We start from the raw sequence: 15,565 nt of genomic DNA, 5'->3' as shown, positions 1-15,565 counted from the left end.
AGGTTGTTTATCTTACCCGATAGGCTACCAGACAGGCATTATCCAAGGGTGGTAAGAAGGAAACCTAATAAATATCCCTATAAAAGAAAATGCCAGTCAGCTCTTAACTGACTGGCATTACGCATTAAGCGGGCTTTTTTATGTTCCAAAATATCAGCGCCCATAACGCGCTAAGAACATTTTTACAGTTTCGCTTATTACTTTGTTATCGGAGTCGCCTTCTTGGCGCTCAAAGCCATACAGCAACGGATAGAAGATCAGCGACTTTAACTGATACACAAACTGTTTTGCTGCAAACTCAACATCATCAATCGTTAAAACCTGTGCTTGCACACCTGCTTCTAAAAACGCCACCAGATCTTGCATACAGCCCATGTTATTACTGGCTAATGATTTTGCTAAATCAGGCTGCTGTAACATCTGCATGAAAGCGACTTTCGCTACTTTTAAAAACTCTTCAGAGGTCAAAAGTGCCACTTCTTGTTCAGCAATGCGTGTTAACTGCTGTGCAATTGGCACAGCGGCATCAAATACTACCGCTTGCTCTTGGCGGACTTTTTCAAACATAAACACTAGAATTGCTTGAAACAACACATCTTTATTTTCAAAATGATTGTAGACGGTACGTTTTGAGGCACCCGCTAAGCTTGCAACCTGATCCATACTTGTATGCTCAACGCCCTGCTGAAAAAACAATGTTTCAGCTGCATTCAAAATATCTAATCGTTTTCTCTGTGATAATTTCATGGACCCCTCCGATAAGGGTTACTAGTGTAACGCAAAAATAAAAAATGCACTAGATAGTTTACTTTTATAGCAAACCATGAAAAACTACACCGTGTAGTTTACTTATGGTGACGATATGAAATTTCTAAAATGGCTCGCAATCGCCACTCTATGCATCGTGATAGGAGTGTTTATTATGAATAATCAATTAGCCGCTGAAGGCGTGAGTGATAACAGCCACTCTGCGCAGTTATCTGATGGCAAGTTCCACAATACTGCTGAGGTAGAAAGACCCAGCTTTAAGAAAACGCTAGGTATCTTCAAACGCTTTATTACTGAAAAGAAAATTGATGCAGAGCCAACAGGTGAACTGCCTATGCATTCTGTTTCTCATGCACAGCTTGAGCGTTTATCTAATGACACAGTGCATTTTGTGAAGTTAGGTCACTCCTCTATTTTAGCGAAAGTGTATGGCGAATACTGGCTATTTGATCCGGTATTTTCAGAGCGCGCTTCGCCTTTTTCATTCATGGGGCCAAAGCGCTTTCAGCCAACACCTATCAGCATTAAAGAGCTACCAAACATTGCTAGAGTGTTTATTTCACACAACCATTATGATCACTTAGATAAAGCAGCAATTAAACAGCTTGTTGATAAAACAGATTCTTTTTATGTGCCATTAGGAGTCGAAAACGACCTGAAAAAATGGGGAGTTGATGAACAAAGAGTCCATAGTTTTGATTGGTGGCAAGAGCAAAATATGGCAAATATCCAAATTGTATTTACACCAACCCAGCACTTTTCTGGCCGAGGTTTAACAGATGGCAATAAAACTCTTTGGGGCTCTTGGGCTATTAAAGTAAATGACAAGCGCTTTTATTTTAGCGGTGACTCTGGCTATTTTGCTGGCTTTAAAGAGATTGGTAATCGCTATGGGCCGTTTGATATCACTTTTATTGAAACTGGTGCTTACGACAAAGATTGGGCTGACATTCACATGACACCAGAGCAATCAGTACAAGCTCACCTCGACTTACAAGGTGATGTGATGGTGCCAGTGCATAATGGAACATTCGATCTGGCCTTTCATGCTTGGTATGACCCACTTAAACGTGTCGCTAAAAAAGCAGTACAAGAGCAAGTATCACTGAGTACTCCGTTAGTTGGTGAGGTATTTAAAATTCAAGATACCGCCATTGAAAAAGCGTGGTGGTAATTACCTTCAATAAAAGCTGAGAATTAACTCAGCTTTTATTGAATAGTAGTTGAATATATAATTCCAGTTTAAGGCTTAAATACTGCGTTATTTTTAAAATACGAAATTCTTCTTTGAAACCTATCAGTAGGTACTCTTTGACTAATCCAGTGGTTTGGGTTTGCAAGAACTGATAAGAAGCCTTTAGTGTCATTATTTACAATGTATTTTTGGAGAAATTTTCGTGTTTTACCTGTGTAATCCCCCCTAAATTTAAGGTCAATTAGAATTTCTTTTAGAGCAGAGTCTAACTTCGACCACTCACATTTTCCGTATTTAGCGACTACATCTGCTTTTGTACAAATTCTTTTTGTTTCAGACAATTCTTCTAAATAGCTGATTTGAAATAAGTTAACCTGTTGCTGCTGAGAAATTTCAAAAGTGGAGAGTTTATTAGAAGATATGAAAAGCTTAGCTGAAGGCCCTATTAAACCCGAAGCTTTGGCTAACAAATTAGCATCAGTAACTTTTAATCCTGCTTTGATTAAATCTTGTTGAATTTGTAAAGCTGTCTTCATCTTCATATCATAACCACGCCCAATCGTTAATCCTGAGTTAGCGCTAGGAACATGCAGGACTCTGCTATGAAATGGCCCTTTTTCAGTTCCCTCTGATTCAAACGTGACTTTACCTAAGATTGGCTGTAGTGCACTCATGTTTTCTCCTTAAATTAAAGATTACTTGCTAACCACCGCAAATAACTTATCCTTTCATTCATTTTCATTTCGATACAAGAACTTAGTATTGAATGGTATCCACTTCCCTCTATTGAATCATATGCTTCAAGTTGACACTCAATTGTATGTGATTCTTCCCATAAAGTTTGTGATTTTTTAAATTTACCAGATAGCTCTGGTGATAATTCTGCGAAACGGGTATGTATCGTTTCGACCATCGACTCCATTGTCTTTTTAGCCGTTAATAAATTCCTATCCCCACATTTATCCATATCTTGTTGAGTTTTTTCACTCAAACAATTTAGACTGAAATATGGTTTATGGAGCTCCTCATAATTAACTTCTTGAGACCCGTTAACGTTGGAAGTGAAGCATGGTAAAAAAGCAAATAAAAATATGTATTTCATAGTCCCTCATTTGAAAACATTACTCAGGCTCAATTCTAGCAAATAATATTCTGTTTACTAGAGGCTTATGTGGCTATTACTTTATAATAAATATGGAAAATAGTTGTAGAATGAAACTTATCAAGAGAGTGTTCTGCATTATTACCCTTTCATCCTGAATAATTAGTTATTTGTAGACTCTTTCTGGACAGCCCCCCTTAGCGTCCCATATAGTGAAACCCTGTGCAATCAACCAGAAAAACTATGACAACTCACCTTAAGTATGCAAGCTTGGCACTTGCAATTGGTTTATTCGGCTGCTCTGAGCAACCAACAACAAGCACTGATAAACCAAACGCTGAAAGCAATGCAGCCGTAAACATTGCCAATGTACGCTCACATATTAAAACCCTCGCCTCTGATGAATTCTTAGGCCGTGGCCCTTTAACTGAAGGCGAAACGCTCACTATTAACTATTTAGCCGATGAATATAAAAAACTCGGCTTAAGCGGTAGTTTTAATGGCGAGTTTTTACAGCCAGTTACCATGGCAAAACTCACTCCAGATCAAAACATGACCTTACAAGTGGGTGATTTAAGCTTTAATGCTGGCAGTGATTTTACCGCCCGTACCCAACAAATTAACCCTGAAATCAACATTGATGGCTCTGATGTTGTGTTTGTTGGCTATGGTATTAATGCACCTGAATATAATTGGGATGACTTTGCAGATATTGATGTAAAAGACAAAACAATTATCGTGCTTGTTAATGATCCTGGTTTTGCCACCCAAGACGACACGCTTTTCACCGGTAATGCTATGACCTACTACGGTCGTTGGACTTACAAATATGAAGAAGGTGCTCGCCAAGGTGCAAAAGCAGTATTTATCGTTCACGAAACGGCTCCTGCAGCTTACCCTTGGAGCGTTGTAGAAAGCTCGAACACGGGTAGCAAATATACCTTAATCGACCAAGATAAGAATGCTTCTGACATCCCTGTAATGGGTTGGATTGATGAGCAAGCGGCAAATGAAATTTTTGCTCAAGCAGGCCTTGATTATCAAACTGAAAAAGCCAACGCACTAAAAGCTGACTTTAAACCTGTCGACTTAAAAGCGAAAGCAGCGCTGACACTGAAAAGTGATATCTCTCAAGCGCAATCGCATAATGTTGTTGCAACGCTTAAAGGTAGCGAAACTCCTGATGAGTACATTGTAATTGGTGCGCACTGGGACCACTTTGGCACCAAGCAAACTGATGACGGTGTGAAAATCTACAATGGTGCTGTTGATAACGCATCAGGTAGCGCAGCAACGGTTGAAATAGCCCGTATCCTTACTGAAATGCATAAGAAAAAACCATTTAAACGCTCTATTATCTTTGCCAACTTTACGGCTGAAGAAACAGGGCTTATTGGCTCAGAGCAATTCGCAACTGGCGAGATTGTACCAACCAAGCAAATGGTCGCGCTGCTTAATATTGATGGTATGAACGTGCTAGACGGCGTTGACTACATATTACAATACGGTAAAGGAATGTCTGAAATGGAAGACTACCTTGCAGGTGCAGCGAAAGCACAAGGTCGTCATGTAAAAATGGACCCGCGTCCTCAAAATGGTTTGTTCTTCCGCTCTGATCACTTCTCGCTGGCTAAGCAAGGGGTTCCTAGCTTATTGTTTATGAGTTTAGGTGATACAGATCCAGATTACATCGCGCACAAATATCATAAAGAAGCTGACGACTATTCAGCAGATTGGTCTATGGGTGGTGTTGAGCAAGATATCGAACTGATAGTTGATATTGCTGCCAAACTTGCTGATAACGGCGACTGGCCTAAGTGGAAAGCCGAGTCTGATTTCAAAACTCGTCGCTTACAAGACAAGCAATAACCTTCGCTTAGATACAAAAAACCGAGCTAGTTGAAGTTAGCTCGGTTTATTATTGGTTAGTTTTACTTATTACTCGCTAATTTTAGCTTTAAGTGATTGTGCTTCTTCTTGCACTTCCTCTGGGCCATTGGCAATAACATCTTCAATGGCTTGCAGCGCTGCATCAAAGTCGTCTATTTCGATATATGCCCGAGCTAAGTCCAGTTTTGCTGAGTAACCACCACTTTCGGCATCAACATCAGTTGGGTTATCACCTGCTAGTAAGTCATTAAAATCACTCAGTCCTACATCCATATCAACCTCATCATAAGGTTCATGGTCGAGTGCTTCATCGTCACTTTGTTCAAGTAATGAATCGATATCTACAAACTCATCCGTTGAAGTAGTTTGCTCCTCAGTATCTAATGCCTCTACTTCAGGTGCAACTGGCTGTTCGCTTTCACCCTGTAAGTCTTCATTTAATAGCGCATTAAAATCAACATCGAACTCACTGGCATCAGCAATATCAGCTTCGTCTGGCTCTGCTAGTTCATTTAACAGCGCATCAAAGTCTGTTTGAGTAAGGTCAGCCATAAAATCATCATCGATTTCATCGTCTGACAGCTCACTTAAATCAACCTCGTCAGCTAAATTAGACTCGATATCAGCCAATGTTTGTTCAGCTTCTCTGGCATCATCAAGTTCAATATCGTCCAATTCGAATTCAGGGAACTCTTCTAATTCGTCTTGGCTATCAGCCACCTCATCGTCAATTGGCGCTTCGCTCGTTAAATCTGTTGCGCCTTCACTTTGTGATTGATCCGATAAGTCGTCCTCAGGATCAAGAACATCATCTTCTGTAAATTCATTATCAAGCAAGATCTCATCATCAAAATCATCGTCTAGCTGATCAAGCTCATTACCCGTTGCTAATGAATTAGCAAGGTCTTGCTCTGCCTGACTTAACTGTAATGGTGCATCTTCATCTAACTCACCAGAAGTGTCTTCATCAGATTCATCCAATTCAAAACCGGCTTCATCTAGCTCAAGCTCTGGATACTCTTCCAACTCTTGGCTAGGAGTCACCGTATCTTGATGTAATGGCTCTTCGTCGGCGGTTAAATCAAATTCATCAGTTAGGTCTTCATCTGCTAGCGGATCATCGCCTAAATCAATTTCAACTTCTTCTATGTCTTGCTCTGGTTCATCAATTGACCAGTCTGGAGCTTTAACATAGTCATCTTCTTCACCAATTTCATTTAATAACTCATCGACACTTTTCAGTGACGGATCATCAAACTCGTCAAGGCTATCATCTTCATCTAATAGCTCATCGCTATCTTCATTAAACTCTTGATTAAGCGCTTCATCGATATCAACTTCGTCATTATCATCCGTATCATCAACCAACTCTGATGCAATCGATTCAACATTCATGTCATCAACCGCTTGATCAGCATCGACTAAATCTTCTAGCGACTCTTGTAGATTCTCATCATGCTCTGCACTGTCACTCTGTTCATGACTTAAATCTGATATCTGTGCTTCAGTGTCTTGCTTCAGCTCATTTGTTTGCTGAATAAGCTCTTCAAGCTCATCATCAACGTCAGAGTCCTGCTCATCACTAGCATCTTCATCAAGTAATGAGTCGATGTCATCGACATCTAAATCATGATCAAGCTCATCTTCGTCAATTAAGTCATCTACACTAGGTTCTTCAATTGACTCTTCAACCAACTCTTCAGATTCAGGCTCTTCTTGAGCTTCATCTAATAGTGAGTCGATGTCATCGACATCTAGGGCATCATCAAGCTCATCTTCATCGATTAAATCGTCTGCACTAGGTTCTTCAATTGACTCTTCAACCAGCTCTTCAGATTCAGGCTCTTCTTGTGCTTCATCTAATAGTGAGTCGATGTCATCGACATCTAGTCCATCATCAAGCTCGTCTTCATCGATTAAATCGTCTGCACTTGGTTCTTCTACAAGCTCTTCAGGCTGCTCATCAACAAGTTCCGATTCAGGCTCATGCTCTGTTTGAGCTTCATCCAATAATGAGTCGATGTCATCGACATCTAAATCATCATTAAGCTCATCTTCGTCAATTAAATCGTCTGCACTAGGTTCTTCAATTGGCTCTTCAACCAGCTCTTCAGGTTCAGGCTCTTCTTGAGTTTCATCTAATAGTGAGTCGATGTCATCAACATCTAGTTCGTCATCAAGCTCGTTTTCGTCGATTAAATCGTCTGCACTAGGTTCTTCTGCTAATTCTTCAGGTTCCTGTATTTCTTCAGGCTGTTGCTCATCTTGAGCTTCATCTAGTAATGAATCAATGTCATCAACATCTAAGTCATCATTAAGCTCATCTTCGTCGATTAAATCGTCTGCGCTAGGCTCTTCAACAAGCTCTTCAAGCTCTTCAAGCTCTGGCTCTACTTGTGCTTCATCTAATAATGAATCAATGTCATCAACATCTAAGTCATCACCGAGCTCGTCTTCGTCGATTAAATCGTCTGCGCTAGGTTCTTCTACAAGCTCTTCAGGCTGCTCCTCAACAAGCTCCGCTTGAGGCTCTTGCTCTGCTTGTGCTTCATCTAGTAATGAATCAATGTCATCAACATCGAGAGCATCATCAAGCTCATCTTCATCGATTAAATCGTCTGCGCTAGGTTCTTCTGCTGGCGCTTCTTCTTGAACTTCATCTAATAGTGAGTCAATGTCATCAACATCTAGCGCATCATCAAGATCATCGTTTTCTAATGCATCGTTAGCTTCAGCGGCTGGCTCTTCTGTTTGTGCTTCATCGATTAAGCTGTCGATATCGAAATCATCTTCATCGATGAGTTCATCCGCGCTTGGTTCTTCGGCTGGCGCTTCTTCTTGAGCTTCATCTAATAGCGAGTCAATGTCATCAACATCCAGCGCATCATCAAGATCGTCGTTTTCTAATGCATCGTTAGCTTCGGCTGCTGGCTCGTCTGTTTGCGTTTCATCAATTAAGCTGTCGATATCGAAATCATCTTCATCGATTAGTTCTGCTTCTACGTTAGTTGTTGAGGCATCATTATTTTCATCGAGTAAGTCATCAATATCGTCTAGGTTTACGTCTTGATTAGAATCCGTGTTGTTTTGCTCATCAATTAAGCTATCAATGTCAAAATCATCTTCAGCGTCATCTTCAGCGTCATCTTCTGCGAGCTCTTCACTAAGCGCTGCCATTTCATCATTAGCGTTATCTAACGAGTCACCTTCATCAGTATCAAATAGGTCATCAATGTCATCAGCACTTAAAATATCACCCGATGAATCTGCTGGAGACTGTTCACTATCTAGGTCTATTTCATCACCTAAACTGTCGTCATCGGTTTGATCGAAATCTTGCTGTAAAAATGCATCTAAATCATTATCGTCAGCGCTATTAGATGAATCATCGCTAAACTCAATATCATCACTTAAAAGCCCTTCTAGCTCATCTTGATTTAAAACACTGTCATCTTCATCGAAACTATCATCAATGCTGTCGTCAAAAATGATGTCATCATCTGGCAGCATGTCTTGGTCTAAGTCGTCATCTAAACGCACACTCAAGTCATCATTGTCTTCGACTGGATCAGGAACTAGTGGATCAGTTTCTATAATTGGTTCTAAATCATCATCAGCATTATAACTTGGGCTTTGAGGTAAAAATTCATCGTCATCGCTGGCATCTGTATCATCATTGGCGCTGTTGCGTTTTTTCAAAAACATCACAACGGCAGCAATGATCAGTAATGCCGGAATAAACATTAATGCACCGAGAACAAATGGGTTGCTCAGTAAACTCGAAAAACTAAACCCACTGTCCTCTTCAATCTTTTTTGCTCTTTGCTGCTCTATGATTTCATTTTGTTTAGTGATCAGTTCTTTCAGCTGCTTTTGAATTTCACTGTCTTGACCAAGCTGATCGCGAACGGTTTCAAGCTCTTTAGAAATACCACTCAGTTGTTTTTTGAGTTTGTTGTTCTCAGCTAAGATTTCTTCAACATTTTCAACCGACGATTTAAACTGCTTTTGAAGCTCGACTAGCTGCGTACCCTGCTCAGTTTTAATGGTGTTGATTTCTTGCTTTGCTTCGTCTACATCAACTTTACGGGCTTGGGTTACTTTCTTTTGCGATTCATTAATTTCAGCAGTAGTCAGCGTGCCGTTTTTCTTTTTCTCCCATAGCTCATCATCTTGTTCAGAACGCGCTTTTGCTAACGTTGGATTGACCGCGCGCATTTCTGCAATGGTTGGGATTTTTAGGTATGCGCCATCGCGCATATGGTTAAGGTTTTGGTCTAAAAATGACGATGGGTTTTTGTCATACAGAGCTTGCATGACCTGATAAATACTTACAGAGTTGTCAGGGCGAATTTTAGCGGCAATGCGCCACAGTGTATCGGTCGGTTTAATTGGACCAATAGAGCGCCCCTGCGCACCATAATCGACACCTTTAGGGCCTTTAAGTGTGGTGCCTTCATCAGAGTATGTCGGTGTTACCACCAATGCAGACGCTAATATGAAGAGTGTTGCTAAACCGCGCATGCTGATCCTTTATGTTTTAAATGTTAACGCAGCAACCTTGGTTGCTTAAACATCAAGTAATTCTTGCAGAATTGATTCTTAATTATGTTTTCTTGCAAGCTCTATTCCAGCTGCAAACTATAGCTTAGTTGCCTTGCAATATCTATTGCAACACCTTGATAGTAAATAGCTTAAATATTAGCGGCTGAGAGACTTTTTTATTGTTATCGTTAAGTTTATACGCTTTTACAACGTATGCGGCAATAATTTGGCAGTGAATTCACAAAAAAAGCGGCAAATTGCCGCTTTCTGTCAAATTTAGCTCAGCCTAAATCATCAGATTTATAAATAATTTGCGATAAGCTCTTCAGCAATCTGCACACTATTTGTTGCTGCACCTTTGCGCGTATTATCACTTACAACCCACATATTTAAACCATGTGGATGCGAAATATCAGCACGTAAACGCCCTACGTATACTGTATCGTTACCACTTGCATCAGACACAGCTGTTGGGTAATCAGCTAAGTCTTCAATAAACTCTACACCTGGTGCATCGTTTAATAGCTGCTTCACATGTTCGATATCTACTGGCATACGCGTTTCAATATTGATCGCTTCACTGTGACCAAAGAACACGGGAACACGAACACAGGTCGGGTTAACCACAACACTGTTATCACCTAAGATCTTTTGTGTTTCGTTAACCATTTTCATTTCTTCGCGGGTATAACCGTTATCTTCAAAACTGTCTATTTGTGGGATCACGTTAAAAGCAATTTGTTTAGGGAAAACGGCATTATCCATCGGACGCGCATTCATTAAGTTTGCTGTTTGCTTGGCTAGTTCATCAACGGCTTCTTTACCCGCCCCCGATACAGCTTGATAAGTTGATACGTTAATACGGTCAATGCCATAAGCATCATAAATTGGTTTTAACGCCACCAGCATTTGAATCGTTGAGCAGTTAGGGTTTGCAATGATGTTGCGATTTCTGAAATCCGCTAAGCTTGATGCATTCACTTCAGGAATAATGAGTGGCACATCGTAGTCATTACGAAAGTGTGAGGTATTATCAATTACCACACAGCCTGCGTCCGCCGCAATCGGTGCGTATTTTTCAGAGACACTGCCGCCTGCTGAAAATAAACCAATGTGAGCTTGGCTAAAATCAAACTCTTCAACATCGATTACTTCAATGCTCTCACCGCGAAATTGAATTTCTTCACCAGCACTACGGCTGCTTGCGAGTAAAAATAACTGGTCTACCGGAAACTTACGATCTTCTAAAGTTTCGATAATCTGACGACCCACTAAACCTGTGGCACCTAATACGGCTACATTAAATTTTTGCGACATGTATTTTCCTCTTTTGAATAAAGCAAATGGCTTTATTCGTTAATTCTAAATCCCAGTGCAGCTAATGCGCCTTCGCATGCACTGTTGGCAGCCACCGACAACGTACTAAACTCGCGTCGTGGCGGGTAATTCTTACGTAAACTATCAAAGCCTTCGCTTGCTAATTTACTGCGTAAAATGCCATCGTCGCGTCGCACATCATAAATTAAGTGCACCAAGCGACCTATATCGTCTAGGTTAAAGGTTTCACCTAGCGTGACAGAATGGCTAATTGGCTCTGGTAAAAAATCGTCCAGAGACTTAAGCGCTGCGATGCCTTCAAGCTCACATACTTGCTGATACAGCATTTGTGTACCGCGGGCTTTGCCTTCAAGTGTATGCCCTGCAATATGTACGCTGGCATAACGTACATAATCAAGCAGAGGTGTCAGTATATTGGGTTCGTTTTCCCAAACATCAAGCACACAATCTAATTTTGCGCCTTGCTCAAACAATGCTAGCAATGCTTGGTTATCAATCACATCACCACGGCTTGCATTGATAATCGTCATGCCCGGCTTAAGTGCTTTTAAGCGTGTTTCGTCTAGCATGTGCAAGGTTTTATGTGGCCCTTGTTTTACCAATGGCACGTGAAAAGTCACAATATCAGCTTGGGCTAGTAATGTGTCTAACTCAATATGCTCTGCAAGCTCACCGGCTTCATGTTTTGGTGAATCACATAACAATACATTCATGCCTAGCAAGCTTAACTTATCACGTAAACAGCTACCTATACTGCCAACACCCACTATGCCGATGGTTTTGCCTTGTAACGAGCTGGCATTTTCTTGGCTCAAGGCATACAAGCAGCTAATAACATATTCAGCAACCGCCACGGCATTACAACCTGGTGCGCTGCTAAATGCGATATTTCGCTCAGCAAGTAACTCGGTATCAATGTGATCAACACCTATGGTTGCTGTGCCCACAAATTTTAATTTATCTGCTTGAGTGAGTAAGGCTTTATCTACATTGGTAACAGAGCGGGTTAACAAGATATCGACCCCGACTAGCTGCTCGGGTTGGAGATTACGGCCATCAAATCGCTCAACATCACCAAAATCGGCAAAGTACTGCTCAACCAATGGCATATTTTGATCTGCAAGAATTTTCATTTGTGTGTCCGATAGGCAGAAAGTGGCGCTATTGTAGCGAATTTATCAGTATTCGGATAGGTAACAACTAAGACTTTATAACAAATGAAAAAGCCGAGCTATTGCTCGGCTTTAAGCAAATACTGGAGAGGTTTAACCTTTATATTTGCTCATTACTAATGTGGCGTTAGTGCCACCGAAACCGAAGCTGTTAGACATAACTGTATTTAGTTCAACGTCTTTACGCTCAGTTACAATATTTAGACCTGCAGCTTGCTCATCTAGTTCATCAATGTTGATAGATGGAGCAACAAAGTTATGCTCAAGCATTAATAGCGAGAAGATTGCTTCATGAACGCCTGCTGCACCTAGAGCGTGACCTGTCATCGCTTTGGTTGCACTGATCATTGGCGAGTTACCACCAAATACTTCTTGAATAGCGCCAAGCTCTTTCACATCACCAACAGGTGTAGAAGTACCGTGAGTATTTAAGTAATCAATACCGCCTTCAAGACCTTGCATTGCTTGCTTCATACAACGTACAGCGCCTTCACCTGATGGAGCTACCATGTCGTAGCCGTCAGACGTTGCACCGTAACCAGTGATTTCTGCATAAATGTGCGCACCACGAGCAAGTGCATGCTCAAGCTCTTCAACAACAACGATACCGCCACCACCAGAGATAACGAAACCGTCACGGTTTGCATCGTATGTACGTGATGCTTTCTCTGGTGTTTCATTGTACTTAGTAGACAATGCACCCATTGCATCGAATTCCATTGCTAGCGTCCAGTGAAGCTCTTCACCACCACCTGCAAAGATGACGTCTTGCTTGCCTAATTGAATTTGCTCAACCGCGTGACCGATACAGTGTGCAGATGTCGCACAAGCTGAACTTAGCGAGTAGTTAACACCTTTAATTTTAAATGGTGTTGCAAGACACGCCGAAGTCGTACTCGCCATAGTACGTGGTACCATGTAAGGACCAACACGTTTTACGCCTTTTTCACGTAAAATGTCAGCCGCTTCAACTTGCCATTTAGATGAACCACCACCTGAACCCACTAATAAACCAGTGCGCTCGTTTGAAACTTGATCTTCACTAAGGCCAGCATCTGCAATCGCTTGTGACATAGAGATATAAGCGTATGCAGCAGCATCGCCCATAAAGCGCATTGCTTTACGATCAACAAACTCTTTAACATCAATATCGATTTTGCCAGATACGTTACTACGTAGGTTGTAGTCAGCAAACTCTTGGTTGAACGCGATACCACTACGGCCTTGTTTTAATGATTCTAATACTTCTTCTTTGTTGTTACCGATGCTTGAAACAACACCGATGCCCGTAATAACGGCTCTTCTCATGGGTAATTACCTTAGCTCTATACTAAATTGTGTTCTATTTTACGCTGAAATTACTTTCGAAGTGGTCAGCTTTCTAGCGTACACATGTACTCTGAATGTCTAGCTTATAAATAACGCCAGACTATTTCAAAGAAAACACGTAAAATAATGAAAAAAGTTTGTAGTTAATTAGTTAAACCATGATCAAAAACGCACATATTCATTTTAATCACCTTGGTACCCCTGTCGCCGATCAGTTTGACGATGTTTATTTCTCTAATGACGATGGCTTAGCCGAATCACATTATGTGTTTTATCAACAAAACCATATCCCGCAACGATTACAAAATCATGACCGTAACCACTTTGCAATTGCTGAAACAGGCTTTGGTACGGGGCTTAACTTTTTAAATACATGGCAGCACTTTGCTGCTCACCTTGATAGGCAGCATGCAGAGCAAGAAGTTCAAAATCTACCCGACCATAGTGGTAAAAAAAGTGTTACCCGCTTGCACTTTATCTCTTTTGAAAAATTTCCTATTAAGCGTGATGACCTTGCTCAAGCACTCAAAGCTTGGCCTAGTTTAAGCAAGTATAGTGAGCAACTAATTGCTCAATACCCAATTAATTTAGCCGGCTGTCATCGCCTTGAATTTGCAGGCGGAAAACTAATACTCGACCTTTACTTTGGTGACGTGCAAGACAGCATTGACGCCATGAGCTACCCAAGCGAAGGAATTGTTGATGCTTGGTATTTAGATGGCTTTGCACCAAGTAAAAACCCAGATATGTGGCAACAGAGTTTGTTCAACAAGATGCGTGCTATCTCAAGATCAAATGCCACACTCGCCACTTTCACTGCCGCAGGCTTTGTCAGAAGAGGACTCATCGAAGCTGGCTTTAGCATGAGTAAAGCAAAAGGCTATGGTAAAAAACGCGAAATGCTAATTGGCGAGCTCACTGAGCCTAATGAGCAACAGTCAGGGCCAGCGTATTTTGCACATCAGCAAAGTGAACTGAGTAATGTGGCTGTTATTGGGGGTGGTATTGCCAGTAGCAGTGTACTGTATTCACTAGCAAAAAGAGGCCTAAAAGCCACGCTTTTTTGCCAAGATGAAGCACTTGCCATGGGCGCTTCTCACAATGTACAAGGGGCTGTTTATCCGCATTTGCAAGCGAAGAACTCACCGCACAGTGAAATGTTTGCTCATAGTTTTTTATATGCGATGCGTCTTTACCAACAATTACTTAATGATGGTTTTGACTACCCTCATAAGTGGTGTGGTGTATTACAGCACGCGGTTAAACAAGGTCTAGCTGATAAACATCAAAACCTTGCCGATAAAGAACTTTGGCCAGCTGAATTAATACGTAATGTAAGCGCTGAAGAAGGCGACGAAATTGCCGGTGTAGAAACGGGCTACTCAGGCGTATTCTTTGCAAAAGGCGGCTGGGTAAATCCACCAGCCCTGGTTACAGCACTCTTTAATGCGGCAAATTCGTTAACTGCCACTACCAATAATAAAATGGACAGTCACTTTAATTGCCATATTGAAAAACTCGAAAAAACCGCTGACGGCTGGTTACTACACAGCAAAGAACAAACATTCGGGCCATTTAGCGATGTGATTAATTGTGCAGGTGAACATAGTGACCAGTTTAGCCAAACTCAAGCTCTACCTGTTGTTGGTGTGCGCGGCCAAGTCTCGCATGTGCAAGCAAGCGAGCAGTCAAAACGCTTAAAGACTGTGCTTTGCCATAAGGGCTATTTTACTCCTGAATATCAGGGCCATCATTGCATGGGCGCGACCTTTGAAAAAAACTCAAAAAGCCGTGAAGTTAAAGAGCAAGACAACCACATCAATCGCGAACAACTGTTAAGTTTTTACACAGACAGCGAGTTTGCAACGACCTTAGGTGAGATAACAGCCGCGAAAGCAGCTGTAAGGTGTACCTTCATTGACCATCTACCTATGGCTGGTGAATGGGCTGAACAAAGTGATTATGTAAGCGCGTTTGCTAATCTTCGCTTGGGCAAGCGTTATCAGTACCAAACGTTAACAAAACCTCAGCAAGGCTTGCATGTACTCACAGGCTTTGGTGCAAGAGGCCTGTGCAGTGCCCCCCTTTGTGCTGAACATTTAATTGCTTGTTTAAACAATGAACCAAGACCATTTAGTGAACGCGTGAGTCAAGCTATTCACCCCGCCCGCTTTATTGTTCGTGACCTAATTCGTAATAAAATTTAAGGGGCTAAAAAGCCCCTTT

The 15,565-nt window shown here is 41.3% G+C and carries 10 protein-coding genes; 3 read left to right on the top strand and 7 right to left on the bottom strand.

The annotated features are described in order from the left end of the window. Positions 1-153: 153 nt before the first annotated feature. The gene (locus L1272_RS19090) at positions 154-747 is read right to left on the bottom strand and encodes a TetR/AcrR family transcriptional regulator (protein WP_062564346.1); all 594 of its coding nucleotides are present in this window, start codon (positions 745-747) and stop codon (positions 154-156) included. A gap of 175 nt (positions 748-922) precedes the next feature. Here L1272_RS19090 and L1272_RS19085 point away from each other — a divergent pair, with 175 nt between their 5' ends. Next, positions 923-1,942, top strand: coding sequence for an MBL fold metallo-hydrolase (locus tag L1272_RS19085; RefSeq protein WP_235374094.1), 1,020 nt, complete (start codon positions 923-925; stop codon positions 1,940-1,942). A gap of 68 nt (positions 1,943-2,010) precedes the next feature. Here the strand turns inward: L1272_RS19085 and L1272_RS19080 are convergent, their stop codons facing one another. Together L1272_RS19080 and L1272_RS19075 are read right to left on the bottom strand one after the other, a co-directional pair. Further along, positions 2,011-2,637: a hypothetical protein gene (locus tag L1272_RS19080; RefSeq protein WP_194441642.1), complete on the bottom strand. Its 627-nt coding sequence runs from the start codon at positions 2,635-2,637 to the stop codon at positions 2,011-2,013. Between the two features lie 14 nt (positions 2,638-2,651). After that, positions 2,652-3,065: a lysozyme inhibitor LprI family protein gene (locus L1272_RS19075; RefSeq protein ID WP_194441643.1), complete on the bottom strand. Its 414-nt coding sequence runs from the start codon at positions 3,063-3,065 to the stop codon at positions 2,652-2,654. 243 nt (positions 3,066-3,308) lie between these two features. On the opposite strand from L1272_RS19075, the gene L1272_RS19070 reads away from it, so the two are divergent. Continuing rightward, positions 3,309-4,934: a M28 family metallopeptidase gene (locus L1272_RS19070; protein ID WP_235374095.1), complete on the top strand. Its 1,626-nt coding sequence runs from the start codon at positions 3,309-3,311 to the stop codon at positions 4,932-4,934. Positions 4,935-5,003: 69 nt separating this feature from the next. Here the strand turns inward: L1272_RS19070 and L1272_RS19065 are convergent, their stop codons facing one another. From L1272_RS19065 to fabB, 4 genes are all read right to left on the bottom strand, one after another. Beyond that, on the bottom strand, positions 5,004-9,479 hold the full coding sequence (locus L1272_RS19065; RefSeq protein WP_235374093.1) for a FimV/HubP family polar landmark protein: 4,476 nt from the start codon (positions 9,477-9,479) through the stop codon (positions 5,004-5,006). 321 nt (positions 9,480-9,800) lie between these two features. Continuing rightward, positions 9,801-10,817: an aspartate-semialdehyde dehydrogenase gene (locus L1272_RS19060; protein ID WP_054551679.1), complete on the bottom strand. Its 1,017-nt coding sequence runs from the start codon at positions 10,815-10,817 to the stop codon at positions 9,801-9,803. Positions 10,818-10,849: 32 nt separating this feature from the next. Continuing rightward, positions 10,850-11,971 (bottom strand): 4-phosphoerythronate dehydrogenase, encoded by a 1,122-nt coding sequence (locus L1272_RS19055; protein WP_235374092.1) that lies wholly within the window; start codon positions 11,969-11,971, stop codon positions 10,850-10,852. 132 nt (positions 11,972-12,103) lie between these two features. Next, complete coding sequence (gene fabB / locus L1272_RS19050; protein ID WP_054551681.1) at positions 12,104-13,318, bottom strand: beta-ketoacyl-ACP synthase I; 1,215 nt, start codon at positions 13,316-13,318, stop codon at positions 12,104-12,106. A 179-nt stretch (positions 13,319-13,497) separates the two neighbouring features. Here fabB and mnmC point away from each other — a divergent pair, with 179 nt between their 5' ends. Beyond that, positions 13,498-15,546 carry a bifunctional tRNA (5-methylaminomethyl-2-thiouridine)(34)-methyltransferase MnmD/FAD-dependent 5-carboxymethylaminomethyl-2-thiouridine(34) oxidoreductase MnmC gene (gene mnmC / locus L1272_RS19045; RefSeq protein WP_235374091.1) on the top strand — a complete coding sequence of 683 codons (2,049 nt, stop codon included), beginning with the start codon at positions 13,498-13,500 and terminating at the stop codon, positions 15,544-15,546. Positions 15,547-15,565: the final 19 nt, after the last annotated feature.

This window comes from Pseudoalteromonas sp. PAST1, assembly GCF_021532515.1.
GTDB classification, from domain to species: domain Bacteria; phylum Pseudomonadota; class Gammaproteobacteria; order Enterobacterales; family Alteromonadaceae; genus Pseudoalteromonas; species Pseudoalteromonas simplex.
Note: the sequence above shows the minus strand (reverse complement) of the source record. Positions and strands in the feature narration are given on the sequence as shown.

Coding starts and splice junctions, on each gene's coding strand:
- L1272_RS19055 (WP_235374092.1), bottom strand. CDS start 11,971: ATGAAAATTCTTGCAGATCAAAATATGCCATTGGTTGAGCAGTACTTT.
- fabB (WP_054551681.1), bottom strand. CDS start 13,318: ATGAGAAGAGCCGTTATTACGGGCATCGGTGTTGTTTCAAGCATCGGT.
- L1272_RS19085 (WP_235374094.1), top strand. CDS start 923: ATGAATAATCAATTAGCCGCTGAAGGCGTGAGTGATAACAGCCACTCT.
- mnmC (WP_235374091.1), top strand. CDS start 13,498: ATGATCAAAAACGCACATATTCATTTTAATCACCTTGGTACCCCTGTC.
- L1272_RS19070 (WP_235374095.1), top strand. CDS start 3,309: ATGACAACTCACCTTAAGTATGCAAGCTTGGCACTTGCAATTGGTTTA.
- L1272_RS19090 (WP_062564346.1), bottom strand. CDS start 747: ATGAAATTATCACAGAGAAAACGATTAGATATTTTGAATGCAGCTGAA.
- L1272_RS19075 (WP_194441643.1), bottom strand. CDS start 3,065: ATGAAATACATATTTTTATTTGCTTTTTTACCATGCTTCACTTCCAAC.
- L1272_RS19060 (WP_054551679.1), bottom strand. CDS start 10,817: ATGTCGCAAAAATTTAATGTAGCCGTATTAGGTGCCACAGGTTTAGTG.
- L1272_RS19080 (WP_194441642.1), bottom strand. CDS start 2,637: ATGAGTGCACTACAGCCAATCTTAGGTAAAGTCACGTTTGAATCAGAG.
- L1272_RS19065 (WP_235374093.1), bottom strand. CDS start 9,479: ATGCGCGGTTTAGCAACACTCTTCATATTAGCGTCTGCATTGGTGGTA.